The organism is Achromobacter sp. UBA4530 (assembly GCF_002388205.1).
Lineage (GTDB): Bacteria > Pseudomonadota > Gammaproteobacteria > Burkholderiales > Burkholderiaceae_B > Achromobacter > Achromobacter animicus.
This window is the reverse complement of the sequence record NZ_DGMA01000007.1, coordinates 370,133-397,086: the sequence shown is the minus strand read 5'-3', so window position 1 is coordinate 397,086 and position 26,954 is coordinate 370,133. Positions and strand designations below refer to the sequence as shown.

The 26,954-nt window shown below is 67.1% G+C and carries 24 protein-coding genes and 1 pseudogene; 15 read left to right on the top strand and 10 right to left on the bottom strand.

Features of this window, described 5'->3' with window-relative positions; all coding sequences use genetic code 11:
* The first annotated feature begins 27 nt into the window (after positions 1 to 27).
* The 6 genes from B2W22_RS06100 to B2W22_RS06075 all read left to right on the top strand — a co-directional run bounded on the left by B2W22_RS06100 (position 28) and on the right by B2W22_RS06075 (position 6,079).
* A complete protein-coding gene (locus B2W22_RS06100; RefSeq protein WP_286936628.1) occupies positions 28 to 1,113 on the top strand; it encodes an ABC transporter ATP-binding protein in 1,086 nt (361 codons plus the stop codon).
* Positions 1,113 to 2,201, top strand: a complete 1,089-nt coding sequence (locus B2W22_RS06095) for an ABC transporter ATP-binding protein (RefSeq protein WP_175121751.1) — start codon at positions 1,113 to 1,115, stop codon at positions 2,199 to 2,201. The genes B2W22_RS06100 and B2W22_RS06095 overlap by 1 nt, the downstream gene beginning before the upstream one ends.
* Positions 2,198 to 3,088 carry a carbohydrate ABC transporter permease gene (locus B2W22_RS06090; RefSeq protein WP_175121750.1) on the top strand — a complete coding sequence of 297 codons (891 nt, stop codon included), beginning with the start codon at positions 2,198 to 2,200 and terminating at the stop codon, positions 3,086 to 3,088. Before B2W22_RS06095 ends, B2W22_RS06090 begins: the two co-directional genes overlap by 4 nt.
* Positions 3,081 to 3,893, top strand: a complete 813-nt coding sequence (locus B2W22_RS06085; RefSeq protein ID WP_175121749.1) for a carbohydrate ABC transporter permease — start codon at positions 3,081 to 3,083, stop codon at positions 3,891 to 3,893. Before B2W22_RS06090 ends, B2W22_RS06085 begins: the two co-directional genes overlap by 8 nt.
* A 27-nt stretch (positions 3,894 to 3,920) precedes the next feature.
* A complete protein-coding gene (locus B2W22_RS06080) occupies positions 3,921 to 4,229 on the top strand; it encodes a DUF2160 domain-containing protein (RefSeq protein ID WP_056317261.1) in 309 nt (102 codons plus the stop codon).
* 119 nt (positions 4,230 to 4,348) lie between these two features.
* A complete protein-coding gene (locus B2W22_RS06075; RefSeq protein WP_175121748.1) occupies positions 4,349 to 6,079 on the top strand; it encodes an ABC transporter substrate-binding protein in 1,731 nt (576 codons plus the stop codon).
* A 9-nt stretch (positions 6,080 to 6,088) separates the two neighbouring features.
* On the opposite strand, the gene B2W22_RS06070 is transcribed toward B2W22_RS06075, so the two are convergent.
* A complete protein-coding gene (locus tag B2W22_RS06070) occupies positions 6,089 to 6,766 on the bottom strand; it encodes an aspartate/glutamate racemase family protein (protein WP_286936624.1) in 678 nt (225 codons plus the stop codon).
* A gap of 143 nt (positions 6,767 to 6,909) precedes the next feature.
* Here B2W22_RS06070 and B2W22_RS06065 point away from each other — a divergent pair, with 143 nt between their 5' ends.
* Positions 6,910 to 7,884 carry an alpha/beta hydrolase family protein gene (locus B2W22_RS06065; protein WP_286936623.1) on the top strand — a complete coding sequence of 325 codons (975 nt, stop codon included), beginning with the start codon at positions 6,910 to 6,912 and terminating at the stop codon, positions 7,882 to 7,884.
* A gap of 146 nt (positions 7,885 to 8,030) precedes the next feature.
* On the opposite strand, the gene B2W22_RS06060 is transcribed toward B2W22_RS06065, so the two are convergent.
* Together B2W22_RS06060 and B2W22_RS06055 are read right to left on the bottom strand one after the other, a co-directional pair.
* Positions 8,031 to 9,086, bottom strand: coding sequence for a sensor domain-containing diguanylate cyclase (locus B2W22_RS06060; RefSeq protein ID WP_286936763.1), 1,056 nt, complete (start codon positions 9,084 to 9,086; stop codon positions 8,031 to 8,033).
* Between the two features lie 113 nt (positions 9,087 to 9,199).
* Positions 9,200 to 10,096: an NAD(P)/FAD-dependent oxidoreductase gene (locus B2W22_RS06055; RefSeq protein WP_286936622.1), complete on the bottom strand. Its 897-nt coding sequence runs from the start codon at positions 10,094 to 10,096 to the stop codon at positions 9,200 to 9,202.
* A gap of 273 nt (positions 10,097 to 10,369) precedes the next feature.
* On the opposite strand from B2W22_RS06055, the gene B2W22_RS06050 reads away from it, so the two are divergent.
* From B2W22_RS06050 to B2W22_RS06040, 3 genes are all read left to right on the top strand, one after another.
* Complete coding sequence (locus B2W22_RS06050) at positions 10,370 to 11,191, top strand: SDR family oxidoreductase (protein WP_175121743.1); 822 nt, start codon at positions 10,370 to 10,372, stop codon at positions 11,189 to 11,191.
* A gap of 7 nt (positions 11,192 to 11,198) precedes the next feature.
* The gene (locus tag B2W22_RS06045) at positions 11,199 to 13,019 is read left to right on the top strand and encodes a glycoside hydrolase family 15 protein (protein ID WP_175136652.1); all 1,821 of its coding nucleotides are present in this window, start codon (positions 11,199 to 11,201) and stop codon (positions 13,017 to 13,019) included.
* A 181-nt stretch (positions 13,020 to 13,200) separates the two neighbouring features.
* A complete protein-coding gene (locus B2W22_RS06040; RefSeq protein WP_175136651.1) occupies positions 13,201 to 14,328 on the top strand; it encodes an acyl-CoA dehydrogenase family protein in 1,128 nt (375 codons plus the stop codon).
* 34 nt (positions 14,329 to 14,362) lie between these two features.
* Here B2W22_RS06040 and B2W22_RS06035 read toward each other — a convergent pair whose 3' ends face one another.
* Positions 14,363 to 14,788, bottom strand: coding sequence for a DUF2784 domain-containing protein (locus tag B2W22_RS06035; RefSeq protein WP_175185377.1), 426 nt, complete (start codon positions 14,786 to 14,788; stop codon positions 14,363 to 14,365).
* 160 nt (positions 14,789 to 14,948) lie between these two features.
* Here B2W22_RS06035 and B2W22_RS06030 point away from each other — a divergent pair, with 160 nt between their 5' ends.
* Positions 14,949 to 15,377, top strand: a complete 429-nt coding sequence (locus tag B2W22_RS06030) for a nuclear transport factor 2 family protein (RefSeq protein WP_175136649.1) — start codon at positions 14,949 to 14,951, stop codon at positions 15,375 to 15,377.
* Positions 15,378 to 15,393: 16 nt separating this feature from the next.
* On the opposite strand, the gene B2W22_RS06025 is transcribed toward B2W22_RS06030, so the two are convergent.
* The 4 genes and pseudogenes from B2W22_RS06025 to B2W22_RS06010 form a co-directional block, all read right to left on the bottom strand.
* A complete protein-coding gene (locus B2W22_RS06025; RefSeq protein ID WP_175121738.1) occupies positions 15,394 to 15,969 on the bottom strand; it encodes a restriction endonuclease in 576 nt (191 codons plus the stop codon).
* Between the two features lie 34 nt (positions 15,970 to 16,003).
* Positions 16,004 to 16,261, bottom strand: a complete 258-nt coding sequence (locus B2W22_RS06020) for an RNA-binding S4 domain-containing protein (RefSeq protein ID WP_175136648.1) — start codon at positions 16,259 to 16,261, stop codon at positions 16,004 to 16,006.
* A 256-nt stretch (positions 16,262 to 16,517) separates the two neighbouring features.
* A pseudogene (locus tag B2W22_RS06015) lies at positions 16,518 to 17,106 on the bottom strand (DUF502 domain-containing protein); the annotation flags it as partial.
* A 173-nt stretch (positions 17,107 to 17,279) separates the two neighbouring features.
* Positions 17,280 to 17,747 carry a winged helix-turn-helix transcriptional regulator gene (locus B2W22_RS06010; RefSeq protein ID WP_175121736.1) on the bottom strand — a complete coding sequence of 156 codons (468 nt, stop codon included), beginning with the start codon at positions 17,745 to 17,747 and terminating at the stop codon, positions 17,280 to 17,282.
* Positions 17,748 to 17,882: 135 nt separating this feature from the next.
* Between B2W22_RS06010 and B2W22_RS06005 the strand changes: the two genes are divergently transcribed.
* The 4 genes from B2W22_RS06005 (at position 17,883) to B2W22_RS05990 (ending at position 24,526) form a co-directional block, all read left to right on the top strand.
* The gene (locus B2W22_RS06005) at positions 17,883 to 19,184 is read left to right on the top strand and encodes a D-amino acid dehydrogenase (RefSeq protein ID WP_286936616.1); all 1,302 of its coding nucleotides are present in this window, start codon (positions 17,883 to 17,885) and stop codon (positions 19,182 to 19,184) included.
* 222 nt (positions 19,185 to 19,406) lie between these two features.
* On the top strand, positions 19,407 to 20,534 hold the full coding sequence (locus B2W22_RS06000) for a metallophosphoesterase family protein (RefSeq protein ID WP_175121734.1): 1,128 nt from the start codon (positions 19,407 to 19,409) through the stop codon (positions 20,532 to 20,534).
* Positions 20,531 to 23,206, top strand: a complete 2,676-nt coding sequence (locus tag B2W22_RS05995) for an AAA family ATPase (RefSeq protein ID WP_286936614.1) — start codon at positions 20,531 to 20,533, stop codon at positions 23,204 to 23,206. Before B2W22_RS06000 ends, B2W22_RS05995 begins: the two co-directional genes overlap by 4 nt.
* 438 nt (positions 23,207 to 23,644) lie before the next feature.
* Positions 23,645 to 24,526, top strand: coding sequence for a DMT family transporter (locus B2W22_RS05990; RefSeq protein WP_286936612.1), 882 nt, complete (start codon positions 23,645 to 23,647; stop codon positions 24,524 to 24,526).
* Positions 24,527 to 24,578: 52 nt separating this feature from the next.
* Here the strand turns inward: B2W22_RS05990 and B2W22_RS05985 are convergent, their stop codons facing one another.
* On the bottom strand, positions 24,579 to 25,547 hold the full coding sequence (locus B2W22_RS05985; RefSeq protein WP_254594876.1) for a FapA family protein: 969 nt from the start codon (positions 25,545 to 25,547) through the stop codon (positions 24,579 to 24,581).
* Positions 25,548 to 25,967: 420 nt separating this feature from the next.
* Positions 25,968 to 26,954: a Bug family tripartite tricarboxylate transporter substrate binding protein gene (locus B2W22_RS05980; RefSeq protein WP_056560769.1), complete on the bottom strand. Its 987-nt coding sequence runs from the start codon at positions 26,952 to 26,954 to the stop codon at positions 25,968 to 25,970.

The following is a 26,954-nucleotide window of genomic DNA, read 5'->3' as shown; positions in this document are numbered from 1 at the left end:
GACGTATAAGTAGGTTGAGGAGACTAGATGCAGCTGACCTTGGACGGGATAGCTTTGCGGGCCGGCTCGCAGACGCACCTGTATCCCATGAGCCTGGCCCCGGTTCCGGGGGCCATGACCGTCCTGCTGGGGGCCACCCTGGCCGGCAAGACCTCGCTGATGCGCATCATGGCCGGGCTGGACCGGCCTTCCGAGGGCCACGTGCGGGTCGACGGCGCGGACGTCACCGGCGTGCCCGTCCGCCAGCGCAACGTGGCGATGGTCTACCAGCAGTTCATCAACTATCCGTCCATGTCGGTCTACGACAACATCGCCTCGCCGCTCAAGCTGCGCGGCGAGCGCGACACGCGTGAAAAAGTCCACGCCATGGCGGCGCGGCTGCACATCGACCATTTGCTGGACCGCTATCCGTCCGAACTGTCGGGCGGGCAGCAGCAGCGGGTGGCGCTGGCGCGGGCGCTGGCCAAGGATGCGCCGCTGATCCTGCTGGACGAGCCCCTTGTCAATCTGGACTACAAACTGCGCGAGGAATTGCGCGACGAACTCTCGGAATTGTTCGCGCAGGGGCGGTCGACCGTGGTCTACGCCACCACCGAACCGGGCGAGGCGCTGTTGCTCGGCGGCCACACCGCCGTTCTGGACGCGGGCGAACTGCTGCAATACGGCCCCACGGCCGAGGTTTTTCACCGGCCCAATTCGATCCGCGTGGCACGCGCCTTCAGCGACCCGCCCATGAACCTGTTCGCCGCCCGCCGCCACAACGGCGGGTTCGTGCTGCAGGGCGACGTGGCGGTGGACCGCGCGCTGCCGGCGGGCGTGGACGCCGAAATCACGGCCGGTCTGCGCGCCGGCGCGCTGGATGTGGAATCGCGGCCCGGACACGTCGGGCTGCCCGGCCGGGTCAAGCTGGCCGAGATCTCCGGGTCCGACACCTTTGTCCATGCCGAGACGGCTGCGGGCGACGTGGTCGCCCAACTGCCCGGCGTGCACCGGTACACGCTGGACGAGCATGTGCGGCTGTATTTCGACCCCGCGCAAACCTACGCGTTTGGCCCGGACGGCGCGCTGCTCGCGGCGCCCCGGCAGCCGGCGGGGGCGGGGGAGGTGGCCTGATGGCGCAGATCGAGCTGGACCTGTCCCATTCGTATGTCGCCCATCCCAAGTCCGACGACGACTACGCCCTGCTGCCGCTGCAGTTCACCTTCCGCGACGGCGGGGCCTATGCTTTGCTCGGGCCCTCGGGCTGCGGCAAGACCACGCTGCTCAACTGCGTGTCGGGCCTGTTGCGGCCATCGCACGGGCGCATCCTGTTCGACGGGCAGGACGTCACCGACAAGACCCCGCAGGCACGCAACATCGCGCAGGTGTTCCAGTTTCCGGTGGTGTACGACACCATGACGGTCGCGGAGAACCTCGCGTTTCCGCTGCGCAACCGGGGCGTTGCGCCCGATCGCATCCGCGAGCGCGTGGGCCGCATCGCCGAAATGCTGGAAATGTCCAACGTGCTGGACCGCCGGGCCAGCGGGCTGACGGCGGATGCCAAGCAGAAGATCTCGCTGGGCCGCGGCCTGGTGCGCAGCGACGTGTCCGCGATTCTCTTTGACGAACCGCTTACCGTGATCGACCCGCAGCTCAAGTGGGAACTGCGCCGCAAGCTCAAGGAGATCCATCACGAGTTCAAGCTGACGCTGATCTACGTGACCCACGACCAGACCGAGGCGCTGACCTTTGCCGATCAGGTGATGGTCATGGCGCGGGGCCGCGCCGTGCAGGTGGGCAGCGCGGATGATCTGTTCGAACGGCCCGCGCACACCTTCGTCGGTCATTTCATCGGGTCGCCGGGCATGAACTTCCTGTCGGCGCAGTGGCGCGACGGCGCGCTGATGGTGGGCCAGCACCGGTTGCAAGGCGTGCCGGCCGAGCTGGCCGTCAAGCTGGAAGGCGCGGGCCTCGTCAAGCTGGGCGTGCGGCCGGAATACCTGCGCGTGACCGATCCCGGGACGCCCGGCGCCGTGCCCATGCGCGTGGAACGCGTGCAGGACGTGGGCACCTACACGCTGCTGGTGGCTGACTTTGAAGGCACGCCGGTGCGCGCCCGCCTGGGCAGCAACGTCGTGGCCGGCGGCAAGGACGCCACGGTGTGGCTGTCCGTGCTCAACCCGCACACCTGCTTCTACCGCGACGAGGAACTGATCCGATGAAACCCACCGATCACCGGGCCTGGTTCCTGGTCATGCCGGTTGTGCTGTGCGTGGCGTTCTCGGCCATCCTGCCGCTGATGACCATCGTCAATTATTCGGTGCAGGACATCATTTCGCCCGAGCGCCGCGTGTTCGTCGGCACGGAGTGGTTCGCCGCGGTGCTGCAGGACGAGGAACTGCACGGCGCGCTGTTCCGGCAGATCGGGTTTTCGTTTGCGGTGCTGCTCATCCAGATTCCGCTGGGCATCCTGCTGGCGCTGTCGATGCCGGCCAGCGGCTGGCGCGCGTCGGCCGTGCTGGTGATCATCGCGCTGTCGCTGCTGATTCCGTGGAACGTGGTGGGCACCATCTGGCAGGTGTTCGGCCGCACCGATATCGGGCTGCTCGGCGCCACGTTGTCCTGGCTGGGCGTGGACTACAACTACACGGGCAACGACGTCGACGCCTGGGTCACGGTGCTGGTCATGGACGTGTGGCACTGGACGCCGCTGGTTGCGCTGCTGTGCTACGCGGGGCTGCGCGCCATTCCGGACGCCTACTACCAGGCCGCGCGGATCGACGGCGCCTCGCGCTTTGCCGTGTTCCGGTACATACAGCTGCCCAAGATGCGCGGCGTGCTGATGATTGCGGTGCTGCTGCGGTTCATGGACAGCTTCATGATCTACACCGAGCCGTTCGTGCTGACCGGCGGCGGCCCGGGCAACGCCACGACCTTCCTGTCGCAGTACCTGACGCAAAAGGCGGTGGGGCAGTTCGACCTGGGCCCGGCTGCGGCGTTTTCGATCATCTACTTCCTGATCATCCTGCTGCTTTGCTTCATTCTCTACAACTGGATGCAGCGCGCGGGCACCACGGGCGGTTTCGACGAGGAGCGGGGCAATGCCTGAGAAATCCACCTGGTGGCGCGGCGCCTTTCTGACGCTATATCTGGTGTTCGCCATCCTGCCGCTGTACTGGATGCTGAACATGTCGTTCAAGTCGAACACCGAGATCGTCAGCACGCTGACGCTCTGGCCGCGCGACTTCACGTTCGAGCACTACCGCACCATCTTCACCGACCCGGCCTGGTATTCCGGCTACATCAATTCGCTGATCTACGTCGTCATCAACACGGTCGTCTCGCTGGCCGTGGCGCTGCCGGCCGCCTATGCGTTCTCGCGTTACCGCTTCATCGGCGACAAGCATGTGTTCTTCTGGCTGCTCACCAACCGCATGACGCCGCCGGCGGTATTCCTGCTGCCGTTCTTCCAGCTCTATAGCTCGTTCGGCCTGATGGACACGCACCTGGCGGTGGCGCTGGCGCACCTGGTGTTCAACGTGCCGCTGGCGGTGTGGATCCTGGAAGGCTTCATGTCCGGCGTGCCGCGCGAGATCGATGAGACCGCCTATGTCGACGGGTACTCGTTTCCGCGCTTTTTCCTGACGATCTTCCTGCCGCTCATCAAGTCGGGCGTGGGTGTGGCGGCGTTCTTCTGCTTCATGTTCAGCTGGGTGGAGCTACTGCTGGCGCGCACGCTCACGTCTGTGAACGCCAAACCCATCGTCGCGACCATGACGCGCACCGTATCGGCCTCCGGGATGGATTGGGGCGTGCTGGCCGCGGCGGGCGTGCTGACCATCGTGCCGGGGGGCATCGTCATCTGGTTCGTTCGGCACTACATCGCGAAGGGCTTCGCGATGGGCCGCGTGTAGGCATCGGGACTACAGGAGGGCGTGCCCATGTTCAGCTGGATGGTGTGGACCACCCCGGTTGCCGTGTTCTTCAGCTGCATCGTGCTGATGCTGGTGGGCATGACGATCTGGGAGCTGAAGTCGCCCACGCAGGAGCGCAAGGGATTTTTGCCACTGCGCACGACGCGGGGCGACCGGCTCTTCATCGGCCTGATGGCCGCGGCGTGGCTCAACCTGGCGTTTCTGGGGTTTGGCCAGAAGGCGGTCGAGTGGTTTTCGCTGGATCAGCCGCCATCGGTGTGGATCAGCTTCGTGCTGTCCATGCTGCTGCTGGCCTTCATCATGAAAAAAGGGTGAGAGAAGGGCGCCAGACCCTTCGTTGGTTTCGGGCAGTCAGGAAAAGGACTATCGGCCAGCGTCTTCCCCGGCCAGCGGTCCGCAGCACGATAGGGGAAGACTTATCGAGGAGACAGGTCATGAAATTGCGCATGCACGCCATGGCGGCCGCTATCGCCCTGATCGGAACGTCAGGGGCTTGGGCCGGCGAGCCGGAGGCAAAGAAGTGGGTAGATTCGGAGTTCCAGCCTTCGTCGCTGTCCAAGGAACAGCAGATGGCCGAAATGAAATGGTTCATCGACGCCGCGGCCAAGCTCAAGGCCAAGGGCGTCAATGAAGTCAGCGTGGTGTCCGAAACCATCACCACGCACGAGTACGAGTCCAAGACGCTGGCCAAGGCCTTTGCCGAAATCACCGGCATCAAGGTCAATCACGACCTCATCCAGGAAGGCGACGTCGTCGAGAAGCTGCAGACGTCCATGCAGTCCGGCAAGTCCATCTACGACGGCTGGATCTCCGATTCCGACCTGATCGGCACCCACTACCGCTACGGCGCCATCCTGCCGCTGTCCGACTACATGGCCGGGGCCGGCAAGGAATGGACCAATCCCGATCTGGACCTGAAGGACTTCATCGGCACCAAGTTCACCACCGCGCCCGACGGCAAGCTGTACCAGTTGCCGGACCAGCAGTTCGCCAACGTGTACTGGTTCCGCGCCGACTGGTTCGCGCGGCCGGACCTGAAGGAAAAATTCAAGGCCAAGTACGGCTATGAACTGGGCGTGCCCACCAACTGGTCGGCGTACGAAGACATCGCCACGTTCTTCTCGAACGACGTCAAGGAGATCGACGGCAAGCGCGTCTACGGCCACATGGACTACGGCAAGAAGGATCCGTCGCTGGGCTGGCGCTTCACCGATGCGTGGCTGTCGATGGCGGGCGCGGCCGACAAGGGCCTGCCCAACGGCATGCCTGTGGACGAATGGGGCATCCGCGTGGCTGACGACAAGTGCACGCCGGTCGGCGCGTCCGTGTCGCGCGGCGGGGCCACGAACAGCCCGGCCGCCGTGTACGCGCTGACCAAGTACATCGACTGGATGAAGAAGTTCGCGCCGCAGCAGGCCATGGGCATGACCTTCTCGGAAGCGGGACCCGTGCCCGCGCAGGGCCAGATCGCCCAGCAGATCTTCTGGTACACGGCCTTTACCGCCGACATGACCAAGAAGGGGCTGCCGGTCGTGAACGACGACGGCACGCCGAAGTGGCGCATGGCCCCGTCGCCGTACGGCCCGTACTGGAAGGACGGCATGCAGAACGGCTACCAGGACGTGGGCTCGTGGACCTTCTTCAAGTCCACCAACCCCGACAAGATGGCGGCCGCGTGGCTGTATGCGCAGTTCGTCACGTCCAAGTCGGTGTCGCTCAAGAAGTCCATCACCGGCCTGACCTTCATCCGGGACAGCGACATCAACAGCGAGTTCTTCACCAAGAACGCGGCCAACTACGGCGGCCTGATCGAGTTCTACCGCAGTCCCGCGCGTGTGGCATGGACGCCCACCGGCACCAACGTGCCGGACTATCCGAAGCTGGCGCAGCTCTGGTGGAAGAACGTCGCCACCGCGGTCACAGGGGAAAAGACCCCGCAGGCCGCGATGGACAACCTGGCCAACGAAATGGATCAGGTGATGGCGAGGCTTGAACGGGCGGGCATGGCGCAGTGCGCGCCGAAGCTCAACCCCAAGAGCGATCCGAGCAAATGGCTGTCGGACCAGCACGCGCCGTGGAAGAAGCTGGCCAATGAAAAGCCGAAGGGCGAGACGATTCCCTACGAGCAACTGCTGTCGGCGTGGAAGGCAGGGAAGGTGAGGTAAGCGGCAGGCTCAGGGCGCCGCCAACCTCGCCACCAACGGCGCCGTCAACCGCGCCGCCAGCGCCAAGGATGCGGAGGCGCCGTCCAGGGGACGGCACTCCGCGGGCAGGGCGCTGGCGGCGTCCGCCATCCACGGATGGGCGAATGCCACCACGTCCGCGCCGCCTTCCTGGGCGTCGCGGGCCGCTTGCGCGACGGCAGCCAGACATGCCGCCGTCTCGCCGCGCTTGAACAGATCCCAGGCGATGGGCACCAGACGCACGTCGACCGTGCCGCCGACGGGGCCCGCCTGGCGTTCGAACAGTGCGCGATTGGCCTCGAGGGTGGATTCGACGGCGCACAGCACCACGATGCGGGCGCCTGCACGAGCCGCCGCGTGCGCCAGCGCCTCATCCGCGCGGATGACGGGGGCGCCTATCCCCGTGATGCCGTCAACGACGGGACCGAGCGTGGCGCATGTGACAATCACGGCGTCCGCGCCGGCCGCCAAGGCCTGCAACGCCGCCGCGATGTCGTCCTTCACGCTGCCGGGTATTGCGCTGGCCGTGGCCCGCGCCTGATCAACGGCAAGCCTGAACGCTGGCCTCACGGCATGGCGCAGCGCGTCGGCGGCCAATCCCGCGTCGCGGGCCGCCTGTTCGAAAATCGCCGGGTTGCTGTCGATGGTGTGCAACAAGGAAATCTGCATGGGGAAAAACCTTGGGCTTCGTGAATGTCGAAAGCGGCATTCTGGTGCCGGCTGAAAATGGCAACAAGACAAGCCCGAATACTGGTATTGCCGATACCCTGCGCGCGACAAATCGATTCAACGCTTTTCCTCAACTTGCCCGTATGACCTACGCCTCGAAATTTCTGCACGTTCTGATTCCTGCCGTCCTGGCGCTTTCTGGCGGTACAGTGCACGCCGCCGGCTTCCAGCGCCTGAATCTGCCGATGGACCAGAACGGCCCGGGCCTGCAAGGCGCGGTCTGGACACCGTGCGCCGAGCCCGCAGCGGAAATCAAGGTGGGCCGCGTCGCCATTCAAGGGGTGCAGGGCTGCAAGGCGCCGGAAGGCCGCTATCCGCTCATCGTCATGTCGCACGGCTCGGCGGGCTCGTATCTCAGCCACCACGACACCGCGGCCGCGCTGGCGGATGCCGGCTTCGTGGTGGCGGCGATCAACCACGTGGGCGACAACGCGCAGGACAAATCGCGGCAGGGATATTTGTCGATCTTTTCCACCCGGCCCCGCGAAATGCGCCGGCTGATCGACTACATGACGGGCGCGTGGCCGGACAAGGCAAGGATCGATCCCGACAGGATCGGCTTCTTCGGTTTTTCGCGCGGCGGGTATACGGGCCTGGTGCTGGCCGGCGCGGCGCCGGATCTGGCGGCGGGGCTGGCGATCTGCGCTGACCAGCCGTCGCTGCCGATGTGCCGCGACATCGCGGCCGGGAAGGTGCCGCAGCAACCCTATCCGGCGGAGCCACGCATCAAGGCGGCGGTCATTGCCGATCCGCTCAACGTGTTTCCCGGCGATGCGCTCAAGCGCGTGACGCTGCCCATTCAGCTATGGGCGTCGGAGCGGGGCGGCGAAGGGGTCAGCCCGGCCAGCGTCGAGGCCGTGCGCCAGGGCCTGGGCGTCACGCCGGATTTCCGGGTTGCTGCGGGCGCGGGACATTACGCGTTTCTAGCGCCGTGCTCGACTGAACAGGCCGAGGCGCTGCCCGGCATCTGCCGCGACGAGGCGGGTATTGATCGGCTGGCGTTTCATCGTGAACTGAACGCCCAGGTGACGGCGTTCTTCAAGGCGCGGCTGCAATAGCCGCGCATTCGCGTTCCAAAGGAACGGCCGCGCATCCGCGTCCCAAAGGAGCAGCCGCGCATCCGCGCTTTCCGGAGCGAGCGCGCCGGCGCATCGGAGAACGGTCGCGCGCCGCCGCTTCAACGGTAAATGCGCCGCGCGGTCGATCAGTGAATGACGCGCGCCGCCCGGCGCGCGTGCTTGATTTCATACATGCGGGTATCGGCCAGTCGGACGGCAGCCTCCGCGTCCAGGCCCGCGGGGTCCAGCGCCACGACGCCGGCGCTGGCGCCTTCGTAGGCCACGGTGGCGTCGCCCAGCCGATAACGGCCCATGGAGGCGGCCAGGACGCGTTCTTCCATCGCGCGGGCGGCCTCGTCCGGCTCGGCCTGTTGGCTCACGCCGCCTTCGTCGGCACGTTTGCCCGTCAGCGCGGGGCCGGGCCCGATGAGCAAGAATTCGTCGCCGCCCACGCGTCCCAGCATGTCCGACCCGCGCAGCGCCGCCGCCATGCGCCGCGAGACTTCTTGCAGAAAGAGGTCGCCAGCCTGGTGGCCGTACGTGTCGTTGATGCTCTTGAAACCATCCAGATCGATGACGCCGACCAGCACGCTGCCGTTTTCGCGCACGGCGCGCGCCAGCAGCCGGTCCAGCGCCTCATAGACGGCACGCCGATTGGGCAGGCCCGTCAGCGTGTCGGTCAGCGCATAGGACATGAGCCGGACGTTGGCCGAGTGCAACTGTTCAACGAGCATTTCGCGTTCGATGAAGCTGGCGATCACGCTGGAAAAAAGCTTCAGCACCGCTTCGGCCTGCGGGCTGATGTTGTGGCGCCGCGCACTGGCGGCGCACAGCGTGCCGTACAGGGCGCCGTCATCGGCGCGCACCGGCGCGCTGACGTAGGTCTGGATGCCCAACTGCCGGGCCGCGTCTGAATCCGGCCAGCATTGCGACACGTCGCTGGTGCACATGCGGCCTTCGTCCAGCGCGCGCTTGCACAGCGTGTCGTCCCAGGGCACGGACAGTCCTTCCGGTATCTGCAGCTGCCCCACGTTGCGCGCGTAGCGCACATGCTGCAGGTCGGCCTTGAGGTCGATGGCGGTGAGGTAGGTGGATTCAAGTCCGGTGACGGCGCCCAGCATGTCCAGCAGCGGGCGGGTCAACTGCTCGACCGACTTGGCGGCGGGCAGGGTCGTGGAAAGTTCGGCGAGGATGGGATCCAGCACGGCTGCTCCTGGATTCGTGGTCGGATGAACTTGCGGCCCGTGCTCCATGCCGGAGACCGGGCCGCCAATCCCGCCATTATGCACGGCCTCGGGTTCAGGCCAAAGACCGCTTACGCCATGACCAGCGACCGGTGCGTGCAGACGCCGGCCATGACGCCGGAGGCGCTGGCCAGCGTGGCGTTGGACATCGGTGTGGACGCGTCGCCGGCGGCGTACACGCCGGGCACCGTGGTCTGCTTCAGATCGTCCACGCGGATCACGGGTCCCAGCGGCCCCTCGTCGAACGCGCATCCCAGCTGATCGGCAAGCGGACTGGCCATGTGTGCGCGGCTGGCGACGAACAGCGCGCGCAGCGGCACCTCGCGTCCATCGGCCAGCACGACGCCATCCAGGGCGGGCGCTGCGCCCAGCAGCCCGACTACCGGCGTGCGCTCGATGTGGACGCCACGCGCGGCGAGATGCTGCGCGTCTTCTGCAGAAGGTTCGAATTGATCCTGCGTGAAATACGTGGTCGGCCCCCAGTCGGGCAGCATCATCGCCTGATGGGCGGACATCGGATGCGCGGCCAGCACGCCCAGCGGATTGCCTGCGACTTCGTAGCCATGGCAGTACGGGCAGTGCAGCACCGTCTGCCCCCAGCGTTCCTCAAGTCCGGGCAGCGGCGGCAATTCGTCGCGCATGCCGGTGGCCAGGATCAGGCGCGCGCCGCGTACCTGCTTGCCGTCCGCCATGACGATGCCGAATCCGCCATCTTGCGGCTGGGCCTGGACCGCCTCGCCGTCCAGGAAGGCAACGGTCGGATAGCGGGAAAGTTGCGCGCGGGCGGTGGCTACGATCTCGTGCGGCGGCACGCCGTCCTGCCCAAGAAAGCCGTGCGCGTGCGCGGCGTAGCGGTTGCGGGATTTGGCCGCGTCGACCAGCAACACCCGCCGGCGGGCGCGCGCCAGTTGCATGGCAGCGGACAGGCCGGCAAAGCTGCCGCCGATGATGATGACGTCGTAGTGCATGGTGAGACCCTCGCGCGGTGGTTACGATACTTGATAAGTTGCATGATAGAAGTGCATTCAATCTTATGCAACTTATGTTGTTGCGTCTCGCCCGGTCGCGGGCAGGAATGCCGCTTGCGGCAGAGCGCCCCGCCGCATTGAGCGGTCCAGAGAACACGCTGCGCGTAGCGGGCATCCCCCCGCCGCCGGGTTGCGCCGGCCCCCCGGGCGGGACTACCCTGAAACCCTCTATACCGGCAGCCCGGCCACACGCCGGCCGCCAAGGAGACTGGCATGCAGCACACGACTGACCTGAACGGCCGCGTGGCCGTGGTGACAGGCGCGTCTTCAGGCATTGGGCGCGCCATCGCAATCGGCCTTGCCGAAGCGGGAGCGCGAGTGGTGGTGAACCACCGGGCGGGCGGAGACTCCCAAGCCCGGGGCGCGGCGGTGGTGGAATCGATCCAGCGTAGCGGCGGGACGGCGGTCGCAGCCGCGGCAGACATCAGCCGGGAAGCCGACGTCGACCACCTGTTCGAGCAAGCCGTGCAGCACTTCGGACGGGTGGACATCCTGGTCAACAACGCGGGGGTTGAGCACCCGTCGCCCATTGCCGACATGACGCTCGCAGACTGGCAGCGCGTGATCGACGTGAACCTGACCGGCCACTTTCTGTGCGCCCGTGCGGCGGCCCGAGCCTTCAAGACGCAGCCGCCCGATCCCTCCCGCCAGAACCGCTCGGTGGGCAACATCCTCTTCATCAGCTCGGTGCACGAAGTGATCCCCTGGGCGTTCCAGGTGAACTACGCCGCGTCCAAGGGCGGCATTTCGCTGCTGATGAAATCCCTGGCGCAGGAGCTGGCGCCCGACCGCATCCGGGTCAACTCCATTGCGCCCGGCGCCATCCGCACCGCGATCAACCAGCCAGCGTGGGACACCCCGCAGGCGCTGGCCAAGCTGCTGGAACTCATCCCCTACGGCCGGATCGGCGAGCCCGAGGACATCGCACAGGCGGCCGTTTGGCTGGCCAGCGATGCGTCCGACTACGTCACCGGCACCACGCTCTTCGTGGACGGCGGCATGACGCTATACCCCGAATTCCGCGGTGCAGGCTGAGGCGCGCATGTCCAAACCCCTTGAAGACTACGGACTCATCGGCAACATGCTGTCCGCCGCGCTGGTGGCGCGCGACGGCTCGATCGACTGGCTGTGCCTGCCGCATTTCGATTCGCCCGCGTGCTTTGCCGCCTTGCTGGGCGACCAGCGTCACGGGCGCTGGCTGATCGCGCCGCACGGCAAGATCAAGTCGACGTCCCGCCGCTACGTGCCCGACACGGCGGTGCTGGAGACCCGCTTCGAGACCCGTACGGGCTCGGTGCTGGTGTACGACTTCATGCCGCTCAGCGACGACGACGAGCGCGTGGACGTGGTGCGCATCGTGCGCGGCGAGTCCGGCCATGTGCAGATGGACATGGAGCTGATCCTGCGCTTCAACTACGGTCAGAGCGTGCCGTGGGTGCGGCGGCGCGATTATGGCCTGAACGCCATCGCGGGCCCGGACGCGGTCGAGCTGCATACGCCCATCGAGCTCGAAGGCCACGACATGAAGACCACGGCGCGGTTCTCGCTGCATCCGGGCCGCGTCGTGCCGTTCACACTGTCCTATCACCGCTCGCACCGTACGCCCCGGTTCGTGCCGGACCGCGTCGAAAGCATGGACCGCACCGTGTCGTGGTGGCAGGAATGGGCCAAACGCTGTCATTGGGACGGGCCGGGCGACGGGCGTCGCGATGCCGTGGTGCGTTCGCTGATCACGCTGAAGCTGCTGACGTTTCAGCCGACGGGCGGGATCATCGCCGCGCCGACGACCTCGCTGCCTGAAGCGCTGGGCGGCAGCCGCAATTGGGACTACCGCCATTGCTGGCTGCGCGACTCGGCGCTGACGCTGTACGCCTTGCTCAACGCCGGCTATCGCGAAGAGGCCGAGGCGTGGCGCCAATGGCTGCTGCGCGCGGTGGCCGGTCACCCCGACCAGCTGCAGATCATGTATGGCATCGCGGGCGATCGCTGGCTGCCCGAGCTGGAGATTCCGTGGCTGCCCGGCTACGAAGGCAGCCAGCCGGTGCGCCGGGGCAATGGCGCGGCGGGGCAGAGCCAGCTCGACATCTACGGCGAACTCATTGATACGCTCTACGCCGCCCGCGTCGCGGATCTGGCGCCGCTGGCCGAAGCCTGGCGCCTGCAGAACGTGCTGCTCAAGCCGCTGGAGCAGCGCTGGCGCGAACTGGACCACGGCATCTGGGAAGTCCGGGGCGAACGGCGCGCCTTCACGCATTCGCGCGTGATGTGCTGGGTGGCGTTCGACCGGGCGGTCAAGGCCTGCGAGCGCTGGGGGCTGAAGGGGCCGGTCGATGCCTGGCGCCGGCTGCGCGAACGCATCCACAAGGACATCTGCGAGCATGGCTACGACCGCACCCGGGGCTGCTTCGTGCAGAGTTACGGATCGCCGGCGCTGGACGCGAGCCTGCTGCTGATCCCGCAGGTGGGCTTTCTGCCGGCAAGCGATCCGCGCGTGGCGGGCACCGTGCACGCCATTGAACGCGAACTCATGCACGGCGGCCTGCTGCGCCGCTATTCGGTCGAGGATACCGACGACGGGCTGGAGGGAGAGGAGGGCGTCTTCCTGGCGTGCAGTTTCTGGTTGGCGGACGCCTACGTCATGCAGGGCCGGCTGGGCGATGCGGAGCGGCTTTTCGACCGTCTGCTGTCCCTGCGCAACGACCTGGGGCTGCTGTCGGAAGAGTATGACGTCGTGCGCCGCCGCCTGGTGGGCAACTTTCCGCAGGGCTTTTCGCATATCGGCCTGGTGAACACGGCTTACAACCTGAGCCGCGCCATGGGACCGGCGCAGCAGCGTGCGGAACAGGACGCGCCGCGGGCATAGGGGACGGGCCGCGCGGGCTTAAAAGGTGCACCGCGGGTGTTGCACAACGCGCGCCGGCCGGGGCCCGCGCCGGTGTATTCTCGCAATCACACGGCGCCGCCCGCCCGGCGCCGGTCATGCACACCACAAAAAACGCGCGCCGCGGCTCGATCGACGGCCCGCCGCATCAGGAGAGACAAGCATGCTTTTGACCGACGAACAGCAAAGCGTCCAGGAGATGGCGCGCCGGTTTGCGCAGGAGCGCCTGGCGCCCAATGCCGAGCGCTGGGATCGCGAACACCACTATCCCGCGGATGCCATCGCCGAAATGGCGCAGTTGGGCTTTTTCGGCATGCTGGTGCCGGAAGCGTGGGATGGCAACGACAGCGGCTATATCTCGTACGCGGTGGCGCTGGAAGAAATCGCCGCGGGCAGCGGCGCCTGCTCCACCATCATGAGCGTGCACAACTCGGTCGGCTGCATGCCCATCCTGAAGTTCGGCAACGACGACCAGAAGGCGCAGTTCCTGCGGCCGCTGGCGCGTGGCGAACACATCGGCGCATTCGCGCTGACCGAACCGCAGGCCGGCTCCGACGCCAGCAGCCTGCATACCCGCGCGCGGCGCGACGGCGACCACTACATCCTCAATGGCGCCAAGCAGTTCATCACGTCCGGGCGCAACGGGCAGACGGTCATCGTGTTCGCGGTCACCGACCCCGACGCGGGCAAGCGCGGCATCTCGGCGTTCATCGTCCCCACCGATACGCCGGGCTACAAGGTGCTGCGCGTGGAAGACAAGCTCGGTCAGCACGCGTCCGACACCTGCCAGATTGCATTTGAAGACATGCGCATCCCGGCGGCGTGGCGGCTGGGCGAAGAAGGCGAAGGCTACAAGATCGCCTTGTCCAATCTGGAAGGCGGGCGCATCGGCATTGCGTCGCAGTCGGTGGGCATGGCGCGGGCGGCCTTCGAATGCGCGCGCGACTACGCCCGCGATCGACTAGCCTTCGGCAAACCCATCATCGAACACCAGGCCGTGTCGTTTCGCCTGGCGGATATGGCGACGCAGATCCACGCGGCCCGCCAGATGGTGCTGCACGCCGCGGCCTTGCGCGAAGCGGGCAGGCCGGCATTGACTGAGGCGTCCATGGCCAAGCTGTTTGCGTCCGAGATGGCTGAAAAGGTCTGCTCGGCGGCGATTCAAACGCTGGGCGGTTATGGCTACCTGAAGGATTTTCCGGTCGAGCGCATTTATCGCGATGTGCGCGTCTGCCAGATCTACGAGGGCACCAGCGACATCCAGCGCCTGGTGATCGCGCGCAGCCTGTAGCGGCGCGGGGCGGGGGTGGGGCGGTTCGCGTTGTTCAGGAGCGGCCCTGTATGGACTGCCCCGCTTGGGCAGCAGCCGCAGCCGCAGCCGCGCGGCGCGCATCGGCCCGGCGGCGCGCCCACACGGTATAGACGACGATGTTGCCCACGATCAGCACCGCCGCCAGCAGCATCTGCGTCGCCCGCGTGATGCCCTCGGGGTAGATGATGCCCAGCACGTAGTGCTCGATGAAGCCGCCCGCGTAGCCTTCCTGCCCCGCGCGTTCGCGCAGCGACACTTCCAGCGGCGTCAGCGGACAGATCCAGCCCATGCCGATCACCATTGCACCCCACGCTAGCGCCGGCAGGTGCCAGAACGCCATGCGCGGTTTCCACAGCGCCAGCAGGCCGCCGAACACCACGAACGCGACAAACAGGCCATGTATGACCAGCACGAGGTCGGCAAGGATGCGATAGGTCATCTTTGAAATGGGTAAATGGCGGGGCGCCGGAAACCGGCGGGAGGTGCATTAAAGCGTATGCCCGAACGCGACGTGCGGGGCATTGGCAACAAGGCAAGACGGCTGATGACCGAATAGAATGCGGGCGTGTTCAATCCAAGATACTTCCGGGACCCGCGCCATGCATGCTTCGATCACCGCCGCCATCCAGGACGCCGAGGAACGGCTGCGCCAGGCCATGCTGTCCTCGGACATTGCCGCGCTGGAAGCGCTGCTGCATCCGGACCTGCTGTTCGTCAATCACATGGGCTGGACCGTCACGCGCGAGGATGACCTGGATGCGCACCGCGGCGGATTGCTGAAGATCCACGCGCTGGACCTGTCCGAACAGTGCATCCTGCCGCGCGCGGATTGCGCGGTGGTGTCGGTGCTGGCCCGCATCGCGGGCAGCTACAACGGCGTGCCGGCCAACGGCACGTTCCGGTTCATGCGAACCTGGGCGCCGGATTCGGGGGCGGGTGCTGCGGCGGGTGAGGGGGCCGGCGCGACGCCTGGTGCCACGGCAGGTGCGTGGCGCGTCATCGCGGCCAGTTCGGTGATGGTGGTCTAAGGCTGCCCGGCGGTCTTCAGACCTTCAGGTCGCGCAGCAGTTTGGTCAGTTCCGGGGCGGTCATCAGGGAGACGCCCTGCGCCTTGGCGTATTGCAAGGCGTTGTCCGACACGTCGCCCAGCGCGATGTAGATGGCTTCGCGGGCGCCGCGCTTTTCGCGCACGGCCTGCAGCTCGCGCAGCGGTTCCACGCCATTTCTGGCGGCTTTCCAACGCTTGGCGCTGACGATGGCCACGTGGCCGTCCTTGCTCAGCGCGAAATCGGCGCCAGGCGCCTGCAGGCGTTCGACCTCACAGCCGTCGCGGCGGAAACCGGCTTCAACGGTCTTTGAAAAGTCTGCCCACGACATGGCGGCAACGGTTTCGGTCACCGCCTGCACGCGGGCGCCGGACGGCGCGCGCAGCTGCTTGTAGGCGGCCATGATCGAAATCACGGCAAACGGCACCGCGGCAAAGACGCCCATCGCGGCATACTCCAGCGGCAGCGCGGCAAAGCCGCCTGCGCTCAGCAGCACGGCCACGCCGGCGCTCATCCACCACGGCGAGCGCAGCAGCACGGCAAAGATGGAGTTCTGGGACATCTTGAATTTCATGGCAGCTCGCGGCGTGGTGGGATCAACAGGGAAGTCAGGCGCTGTCGCCGTGGTCGTCGTGGCCGCCGGCAAAGGCGCGAACCACGATGCGCACACCGCCGCAGGTGACGATCTGACCATCGCGGATCTTGGCCGTCTTGCGGGTTTCAACCACGCCGCCGACGCTGACCTGGCCGTCGGCCACCAGCATCTTGCCGGCGCCGCCGCTGTCGACGACGCCGGTCGCCTTCAGCAGCTGATTGATTTCAATGTAGGGGCTGCCTTCGGCAAGCGTGAATTCGATGATGGACATGGAAGTGCTTCGGTAAATCGAGGTCAGGCGGGGCCGTTGCCGGGGGTGCGCGGATTGGCCGGGTTGGCCGGGTTTCCGGTAGCGGCGGGCTGGTCTGCGGGCGGCGCGACGGACGGGGAGACGGCCGGGGCGACGGACGGGGAAACGGACGAGCCGGCGGTTTGGCCCGCGGGCTGGGCGGCCGGCTGCGACACCGGATGAGCCACCGGCTTATCCGCGGCCGCGTCCGGGCTGGCGGTGGGCACGGGGCGGATGCCGCCGGTTTCTGCCCGCGCCATCCAGGCGATCAGCGACGAGCGCATGGCTTCCTCGACCGACATCTGGATGGGCTGCACCCATTCCTGCGGCACGAACACGGTATAGCCGCCAATCATGTAGCCCATCGGCAGGTAGACGGCGACACGATCGCCCTGGGTGAATCCCTCGGGCAGGCCATCGGTGCCGCGGCGCGTCACCAGGCCCACCAGCTCAAGCTGCTGGCCCGGGATGCGCAGGACAACGACCTGCTGGGCCGTGTTCTTGGAACTGGGGGAGAAGTAATCCGCAAAGCTCTTGAGCGACGAATAGATGCTCTTGACCACCGGCAAATTGGTGAAGGGCATCTCGACCAGCGTCAGGAAACGCTGCACGCGCTGCTTGGACACCAGGTAGCCGATGGCCAGAATGCCCAGGATGCCCAGCGCCAGGCCCATGCCCGGCACATAGAAGCCGCCGATGAAGGGGCGCAGGAACGTCAGCGCCACGCCTTCCGTCCAGGCCAGAAAGAGGTACAGCAGGTAGATCGTCAGCGCCAGCGGCAGGACGGTGATCAGGCCGCGGAAGAAGTATTTATAAAGACGGGTCATGGGCAAGAGCAAAAATTAGGGTCGGACGAGCGCATCGGCTCGCCGGGGAGGGCCGCAGCATAGCAGCCGCCGCAGGAATTATCGGTAACAAGGCGGGCGCCTCTGGCCGGGGGCCCCAGGCCGGGCGCCCCTAGCCGGGCGCGGCGCATCCCTTCTTTTAGTGTGAACAGGCCCTAGCGGTCCACCGGCAGGAAGAGCGTCTCCTTGATCTCCTCCATCACGATATAGCTGTGAGACTCGGCGGACGCGGGCAGCCGCTTCAGGATTTCGCCCAGAAGACGGCGGTATTCATTCATTTCAGACAGGCGCGCCTTGACCAGGTAGTCGAATTCGCCCGACACCAGGTGGCATTCCATGACCTCGGGCACGTACAGCAGTTCCTGCTTGACCTTGTCGAAGACGTCGCCCGACTTGGCCGACAGCTTGATCTCCAGGAAGACAAGCAGATTCTTGCCGAGCGCCGCAGGATTGACGCGCGCATGGTAACCCGTGATGACGCCTTCGCGCTCCATGCGCTTGACGCGGTCGGAGCAGGGGGTGGCCGACAGGCTCACGCGCTCGGCCAATTCCGTGACCGAAATCCGGCCTTCGCGCTGCAGGATGTCGAGGATTTTGAGGTCAATTCGGTCGAGGTCGCGCATTTCACTAACGCCGGTCGAAAAACAAGGTTGGCCCGAGAAAAACCACTGCCGAAGGAAAATTTTCAGTGTTTTTCACTGCTGCAGGGGTCATAGACTACCGAAATTCCCAGACAAATCCAAATACCGGAAAGAATCATGCATGTGATCGTCCTCGGCAGCGGCGTCATCGGCACCACCACCGCCTATTACCTGGCCCGGCAGGGCGCCAAAGTGACCGTACTGGACCGCCAGCCGGCCGCGGCGCAGGAGACCAGCTACGCCAATGCCGGTCAGGTGTCGCCGGGCTATTCCACGCCCTGGGCCGCGCCCGGCATTCCGCTCAAGGCGATCAAATGGCTCTTCAAGAAACATGCGCCGCTGGCGATCCGCCTGGACGGCAGCCTGTTCCAGCTCAAATGGATGGCCGCCATGCTGGCCAACTGCTCGGCCGACCGCTACGCCGTCAACAAGGAACGCATGCTGCGCCTGTCCGAGTACAGCCGCGACTGCCTGCGTGAACTGCGCGCCGCCACCGGCATCCACTACGAAGAGCGCGCGCGCGGCACGCTCCAGTTGTTCCGCACCGAAGCCCAGATGGAGGCCGCGCGCCGCGACATCGCGGTGCTCGAAGAGGTGGGCGTTCCCTACGAATTGCTGGACCGCCACCGTCTCGTCACGGCCGAGCCCGCGCTCGCCAACTCCGCGCACAAGCTCACCGGCGGCCTGCGCCTGCCCAATGATGAAACCGGTGACTGCCAGCTTTTCACCCGCCGCCTGGCGGACATGGCGGCCGCACTGGGCGTTGAATTCCGTTATGGCCAAAGCGTCACGGGCCTGAACACCGCCGGCGGCCAGATCACCGGCGTGCGCGTCGGCAACGAAGTCCTCACGGCCGACCGCTATGTGGCCGCCTTCGGCAGCTACACCCGCGGTTTTCTCGAACCCCTCGGCCTGGACCTGCCGGTGTATCCGGTCAAGGGCTACTCCCTGACCATTCCCATGAAGGACGAGGCCGCCGCGCCGGTGTCGACGGTGCTGGACGAAACCTACAAGGTCGCCGTCACGCGCTTTGACCAGCGGATCCGCGTGGGCGGCATGGCCGAATTGTCCGGCTTCGACCTGCGCCTGAAGGACGCCCGCCGCAAGACGCTGGAACTGGTGGTCAATGATCTGTTCCCCGGCAGCGGCCACGTGGCCCAGGCCGAGTTCTGGACCGGCCTGCGTCCCATGACGCCGGACAGCACGCCGGTCGTCGGCGCCACGCGCTACAACAACCTCTACCTGAACACCGGCCACGGCACGCTGGGCTGGACCATGGCTTGCGGTTCCGGCAAGCTGGTCGCGGATCTCGTCATGGGCCAGCGCCCCGCCATCAGCACCGACGGGCTCGGGTTGTCGCGCTACGACCGCAGCGCGGCGTCCCGCCAGCAACTGGTCCTGGACGGCAAGGGCGCTTGAGCAGGACTTAAGCTGCACCTCGAGGCGTGCTTGGACTGCTTGATCTGCGCCTCGAATCGCATCTGAACTGCGTCTCACCGGCCTGCGCCTGATCTGGCGCTTGCACGGCCAGTAGGACGCACACCCTCCGGGCCGCTTCGATGCGGCCCGCGTGTTTTTGAGTGCGCTGAATTGCGCACGCTGTGCGCGAAACGGCTCGTTGCTTTATGCCAAAATCGCCGCATGACCCATTTCCTGCACACTGCCGACTGGCAGATCGGCCGCCAATACGGCCAGTTTGAAACCGACGATGCCGCCATGCTCGCCGAGGCCCGTTTCGAGGTCGTCGCGCGCATCGCCACGCTGGCCGCCGAGCGCCGCGTGGATGCCGTGCTGGTCGCCGGAGACGTCTTCGACACGCAGGCCGTGTCCGATCGCAGCATCCGCCGCCTCTTTGCCGCCATGGCCGGCTACACGGGGCCCTGGGTAATGATCGCCGGCAACCACGACGCGGCCCTTGCCGACAGCGTCTGGAGCCGCGCCATGCAACTGGGCTGCATCCCCGCCAACGTGCATGTGCCGCTTACGACCGGCGTGGTGGACCTGCCGGACGCCAACCTCGCTGTGCTTGCCGCGCCGCTTACGCAACGCCACACCTACGACGACGTCACCCAGGCTTTCGACACGCTGGAAACGCCACCCGGACGCATCCGTGTGGGCCTCGCCCATGGCAGCGTTGCCGGCCGCCTGCCCGACACGATCGACGCCACCAATCCCATTGCGCCCGACCGCGCGGACCGCGCCAGTCTGGACTATCTGGCCCTGGGCGATTGGCACGGCTGTCTGTCCATTGACACACGCACCTGGTATGCCGGCACGCCGGAACAGGACCGCTTTCGCGGCAACGAGCCCGGTTATGTCCTGGACGTGCGCATCGACGCGCCGGGCGCCGCACCCGTGGTCGAACGCATTGCAACCGGCAAGTACCGCTGGTCCGCCTGGACCGAAACCCTTAGCCTGCCCACCGATGCCCAGGCGCTGGCCGAACGCATGGCGGCGTTGCGGTCAGACGACGTGCTGCGCCTGGACGTGCAGGGGCACGTCAACCTTGAAACCTGGGATGCGCTGCAAAAGGCCGTGGCCGAGGCCGCCGCGCAGGTGCGGGCCTTGCTGCCGGACTTGTCCGGCGTGCGCCTGGAACCCGACGAAGCTGACCTGGCCGAATTGCGCGCCAGCGGCTACGTGGGCGAGGTCGCCGCACAACTGCAGGCGTTGCAGGCGGACGAAGACCAGTCCGCCGTGGCCAGCGAGGCCTTGCGCCTGCTGCTGCGGTTCCAGCGCGAAACCGCCACGCCGGGAGCCGCCAAATGAAGATCTCCCGCATCGCCCTCGAAGAATTCCGCAAGTTCCGCCAGCCGCTGTCGCTGGACGGACTGCAAGACGGCCTGAACCTCTTTGTCGGCCCCAACGAGGCCGGCAAAAGCACGGTCGCGGCCGCCATCCGAGCCGCCTTCCTTGAACGCTACAGCACCAGCAAGGTCGCCGACCTGGCGCCGCGCGGCGAATCCGGCGCGCGCCCCAGCGTTGAAGTGGCCTTCACGCACGCGGATCACGCCTACGTCCTGAAAAAGCAGTTCCTGTCCAAGGCCCGCTGCGAACTCGTGGTGGACGACGGCGCGCAGCGGCTGGACGGCGAAGAAGCCGAAAACGCGCTGGCCGGTTTACTGGGCTTTGAAATGCCCGGGCGCGGCCAAAGCAAACCTGACCTGGCTGGCGTACCGGGCCTGCTATGGATCCGCCAGGGCGACGGCCAGAACCTGCACGAAGCCGCCGGCTTTGCGGGCTCGCATCTGCGCGATGCGCTGACGCAGCTCTCCGGCGAGCTGGCCTCCGGAGACGGCGACCGGCTGTTCGATCGCGTGTCGGCCGAGCGCGCCGCGCTGCTGGACGCCCGCAACGGCCGTCCCAAGGGCAGCTACAAAGACGCCGAAGATGCGCTCGCGCGCGCCTTGTCCGAACGCGACGAATGCGGGCAGGCCATGGCCCAGCTCAACGCCGACGTCGATCGCCTGGCCGAACTGCGGCGCGAACATGAACGCGCCCAGGCCGCGCAACCCTGGAAGGATTTCGAGGCCAAGGCTGTCCAGGCCCGCGCGCGCCTTGCCGCACTGGCCAAGGAGCGTGAAGCCTTCGACGGACTGCAACGCGAGCAGGCGCAGGCCGCCCAGACCCTTGCACTGCTGCAGGATCAGGTCCGCCGCGATCAACAGGACGAAGCCGATTACCAGGCGCTGCTTCGGGATGCGCGCGCGGCGCACGCCCATGTGCAGGCGATGCAGGAACCGCTGGCGCGCGCGTTGCAGCAGCGGCAATCGCATGCCGCCGCAGTCGAGGCCGCGCGCCGGCGCGTGACGCGGCTTCAGGCGCTGGCGGACCGCCGCGACCTGGACCGGCAGCTTGCGCAGCTCACCCCCGAAATCGAACGCCTGGACGGCGCGCTGGTCGCAGCCACCCACCTGATCCAGCAAGGTTCGGCGTTGCGCACAGAAGCCGTCCAACTCGAAATATCCGATGCTGAAATCGAGGCGCTGCGCAAGGCCGGCCGCGAACTCGGAAATCTGCAGTTGCAGCAACAGGCGGTCGCGACGCGCTTGCGGTACCGGCTCGATGCCGGCGCGCAGGCGCTGCTGGACGGCAAGGCCGTCAGCGGCGCGGGCGAAGTCCTGCTTACGGCCGCGGCCGAACTCGATCTGCCCGGTGTGGGGCGCCTGCAAATCGAGCCGGGCGGACAAGACCTGCCGGCCTTGCAGCGCGAACTGGCGCGCGCGGAGTCGGCAAGCGCCGCGTTGCTCAAGCGGGCGGGCGTCGACACCCTGGCCGATGCCGAACAGCGTCACGCGCGCTACAACGCGCTGCAGCGCGAACTCGAAGGCATGCGCAAGACGCTGAGCATTCATGCGCCCCGCGGCGTGGATGCGCTGCGCACCCAGCGCGACGAGGCACTGGCGCGGCTGGCGCAGTTGCAGGAAAGGCTGTCCAAGCTGCCGCCTGTGCAGGAAACCGAAGACGGCATTCGGGTTGCTGATGCAGATGCCGGCATCGTTCCCGACACAAGCGATGACGATCTGCCCGACGCCGTGCAGGCCCTGCGCGAGGCCGAAGCCGTTGCGGCGCAGGCGGAAAAGGCAGTCGCCGATGCGCAGCGCGCGCTGGACGCCGATACGGCCCGTGCGCAGTTGCTGGAAGGGCAGGCTGCCGCCCGGGGCGCAGAACTGCAATCCGACGAACGCACGGCGCAACGCCACGCCCGCGCCGGCCGCCTTGCCGAAGTGCGCAGCGCCCACGACCAGCTCGAACTGCGCGTACGCGAGGCCCGGGCCTCGCTGGCTGAACACCGGCCCGAACTCGCGGAGCAGGACGTGCAGCGGTTTGAAAAATCTGCCGCCATCGAACGCGACGCCCAGCACAAGCGGCACGGCGACATCCTGCAATTGCAGGGCAAGCTGGACCAGGCCGGTGCGCAAGGCCTGGGCGAACGCCTGTCCGAAGCGCAGGCAGCCTGCGAGCGTCTGCAACGGCGCCGCGACGAATTCTCACGGCGCGCCGCCGCGCTGGACCTGCTGCAAAAGCTGTTGGCCGACAAACGCGCCGCCGCCACGCAACGCCTGCAAGCGCCGCTCGCCCGCCGACTCAACCACTATCTGGCGCTGCTCTTTCCCGACGCCGCGCTGCGCCTGGACGATGCGCTGCTGCCCACGGCGCTGCGCCGGGGCGATGGCGAAGACGCGCTGGACGCCCTCAGCTTCGGTACGCGGGAACAGCTCGGCATCCTGGCGCGGTTCGCCTACGCCGATCTGCTGCAAGAGGCCGGCCGGCCCACCTTGCTGCTGCTGGACGACGCGCTGGTCCACACCGACGACGCCCGGCGCGACTTCATGAAGCGCGCGCTGTTCGACGCCGCGACCCGCCATCAGATCCTGATGTTTACGTGCCACGGCGAGGCATGGCGCGACATGGGGGTGGAGCAGCGCAGGATTGGTTAGCGCACCGGCCCGGTTCCGGCGCCTCGGTGCCGGGAAACCGCGCGGCCACAACCGCCGATGCTTGACGCTGCGGCCCGGCGCCGGTAGTCTGCGCGGATGCCTGCTTATACGCATTTCGCCATGCTTGCCCGCGCCGTCCGCGCGGGTCTCGCGTGCGCGCGTGTATCGGCTTCCTTCTCCGCCGGCGCTCCGCCGGCTGTGTCTCCTGTCAAGAACGCGGCGCCGCCGCCCGCATCGCCGCCTCGCGGCGTCGTGTCGGGCGCGCATCCGCCTGTGTCAGCCGTCCTAGGCTGACCCGCCGCATCTCCGTCTCCCGCCTGAACTCCAGCGCCGCCCCGCGAGCATGACGCATTGACGTCGCCCGCCGCGCGCGCACATGGGCGCGCGTTATCGCGCCCCGGGCGGGAGTCTGTACCCCATTCAGACAGGTGATACCTCATGTCCATCATCCGACACGCGTGGACTGCCCACGCGTCCACCACCTTGTTCGTGCTGCTGTGGAGCGGCGGCGCGATCTTTGCCAAATGGGGGCTGTCGCATGCCTCCGCCTTCGGCTTTCTCTTGTTCCGCTTCCTGCTTGCGCTGGCGGTACTGCTGCTGATCTGCGCGAGGCGCGGTCGTTGGTTGCCGCAGACCGGCACCCGCATGCAGGTCGCCGCGACAGGCGCGCTGCTGATCGGCAGTTACTCCATCTGCTATCTGCTGGCGCTGGACCACGGCGTGACGCCTGGCGTGCTGGCCACATTGCTGGGCGCGCAGCCCATCCTGACGTTGGCGCTGACGGAGCGCCGCTTTGCGCCGGCGCGTCTGGCGGGACTTTGCCTGGCGCTCGCCGGGCTGGTGCTGGTCGTCTACCAGAGCATCGCGCTGACGCGCATGTCCGTCGCGGGCATCGCGTACGCCTGCGCGGCGCTGGCGAGCATGACGGGAGGCGCCTTGCTGCAAAAGCGCGTCCAGCAACCGCCGATGGACGTGATGCCGTTGCAGTACGCGATCAGTCTGGTGCTGTGCCTGCTGTTCGCACCATTCCAGCCGCTGCATGCCGACTGGAGCGTCGGCTTCATCGTGCCGATGATCTGGATGGGCCTCGTGATTTCAGTCGGCGCCACGCTGCTGTTCTACCGCATGATCCAGGCGGGCAACCTCGTCAACGTGACCAGCCTTTTCTATCTGGTGCCGGTGGGCACGGCGGCGCTGGACTACCTGATTCTGGGCAATCGCTTGCCGGCGCTCAGCCTGGCTGGCATGGCCGCGATCCTGACAGGGTTGATGCTGGTGCTACGCCATCCCGCGACGCCCCACAAAGCGGGGCGGCGATAGCGGCGATGGCAATCAAACCCGCTGCGACGCCCGACAACCGGTGGCGGCGTTCTCAGCCTTGCGGGCCGCCTGCGTAGCCGTCACGCTTCGCCGCGCCGACATCCATCCACCCGTTCCACGGCTGGTCGGGGGGCGTGGAGCCGGCGTTCGTCGCACCGTCCGGTCCCGCCCAATGCCCGCTGACCAACTGTGCCGGGCGGGATTGGGCGACCACCCGCGCACACAGATCCCACGCGTCCAGCCGCACGCTCAGTCCGGCGTAGACGCCGTGTCCCGCGCCCGCCTCGATGACGCCGGCCGCCTGCGCGCCTTCGCCCGCGCGGATGGCGCCCTCGGCGCGGATGTCCTCGCCGGCGATCAAGCCCCACCCGCAGGCGAGGTGTTCGCCCGACTGAATGGACCCGCCCGCCTGAATACCGCAACCGGCATTGATTTCCTGCTCCGCGGTCACGCCGCCGCCTGCCTTGATCCCTTGACCGCACTTGATGGCGCCTTGCGTATTGATGTCCTGGCCGGCATGCAGGTGGCCGGTCACGGCCAGGTCCTGTCCGGCGCAGATGTCCCACTTGGCGCGCACGTTGCCGCCGCAATCCAGGCGCGTCGCAATCTCGATCCCCCAGTCGGCCGCCACGTCGCCGCCGGCGCGCAGGTTGCCGCCGCTGGCGATGTTGCCGCCGGCGGTGATGTTTTCACCCGCCACGATCGACTCGCCGGCGCGAATGCCGCCGCCCGTGATGAGGCTGCGTCCCGCGCGCACCACCGTGTCCACGTTGATCCCCATGCGGACTTCAAGCGTCCCGGCAAACACGATGGCGGTGGCATCCAGCGTATCCAGCCGCAACACGGCGTCGGTCGGACCAAACTGGTCCAGCAGCCAGCAGGCGTCGCCGACGCGGCCGTCGGCGACCAGGGCATCGAGCACGGCCTGATAGTCCCCCTGTCCGTTGTGGTCGCGCAGGAACCATTTGTAGCCGCCCGCGCAGGGGTTCTTGGCTTTGACGAATTTCTTGGTGAGTTGCATGGCGCTGAATCGAAAAGGTGCGGTGCGTGGCCGCCGCGCAAGCCGAAAAGGGCGTGCGAGCGGCGAAATGGGGACGAGCGCCCGCCACGCGGCAGTGCGCCCGCCGGCTGGTTTCAGGCTGCAGGACGCGCGGATGTGCGCAGGCAGCCGGCAACGGGCCGGAGCAAAAATCAGAAAGGGGAGAGGCGGGCGATTAGCCGGGCTTGGACCGCGCGTAAGCGGAACGCGCGGCGACCTCCTGCGAACTCAACAGCGTTGAGCGCAGGGCGCAGAGAGCGCAGGTGACGCAGGGAAGGGAAGATATATCGGATTGCACGGGGCAGATGCTACCACCGGGGCAATTGCCGTCAAGCGGGGACGAATGCAAAGCGGGGCGCCAACCGCAAACCGCCGGCCCGCGCCCCTCTCGTCAGGTTGCGATCAGTTCGTCAGGACGATGTTGCGGTCCTTGGCGATGCGCTGGCGCAGTTCAAGTTCGCGCTTGATCTGTGCGGCGTACTCGGCCGGCGTGTTGCCGTCCACGATCGATCCGCCGTCGGCCAGGCGCTGGGCGATCTTCGGATCCTTCAAGGCCTTGACCGCCGCGGCGTGCACGCGGTCGACCACGGCTTGCGGCGTGCCGGCGGGCGCCACCAGGCCGTACCAGGCCATGTTGTCCATGTCGGGCAGGCCACCCTCGGCGAACGTCGGCACGTCCGGCAGCGCGGGCAGGCGCTTGGGCGCCGCCACGGCCAGCGCGCGCAGCTTGCCCGCCTGGATGTGCGGCATGGAGGAGGGCAGGTTGTCGAACTGGACGTTCACCTGGCCGGCGATCACGTCGTTCAGCGCCGGACCCGATCCGCGGTAAGGAACGTGAACCATGTCGGTCTTGGTCAGCGACTTGAACAGCTCGCCGTCCAGGTGGCTGATGCCGCCCGCGCCCGACGAGGCATAGCTGTACTTGCCGGGGTTGTTCTTGAGCAGGGTGATGAATTCGGCCAGGGTCTTGGCGGGCACGCTCGGGTTGACCGTCATGACGTTGGGCACGTTCACCATGTTGGTGATCGGCGTGAAGTCCTTGAGCGGGTTGTACGGGTTCTTGGGGTTCGTGGCCGGATTGGTGGCCATGGTGCTGACCGTGGCCACGCCCAGCGTGTAACCGTCGTTGGCAGAGCGAACCAGGGCGTCGGCGCCGATCGAGCCGCCGCCGCCGGCGCGGTTTTCCACGACCACGGGCTGGCCGAGTTCACGGCCCAGACCCTCGGCCACGACGCGCGCCACAATATCGGTGGTGCCGCCGGCTGCAAACGGGACGATCAGGCGGATGGGTTTATTGGGGTAGGGATCTGCGGCCTGGGCAGCGGAGGTCAGGCAGGCGCCAGCGATGGCGGCGGCCAGGACGGCCTTGGCATGTGACAACACGTTCAA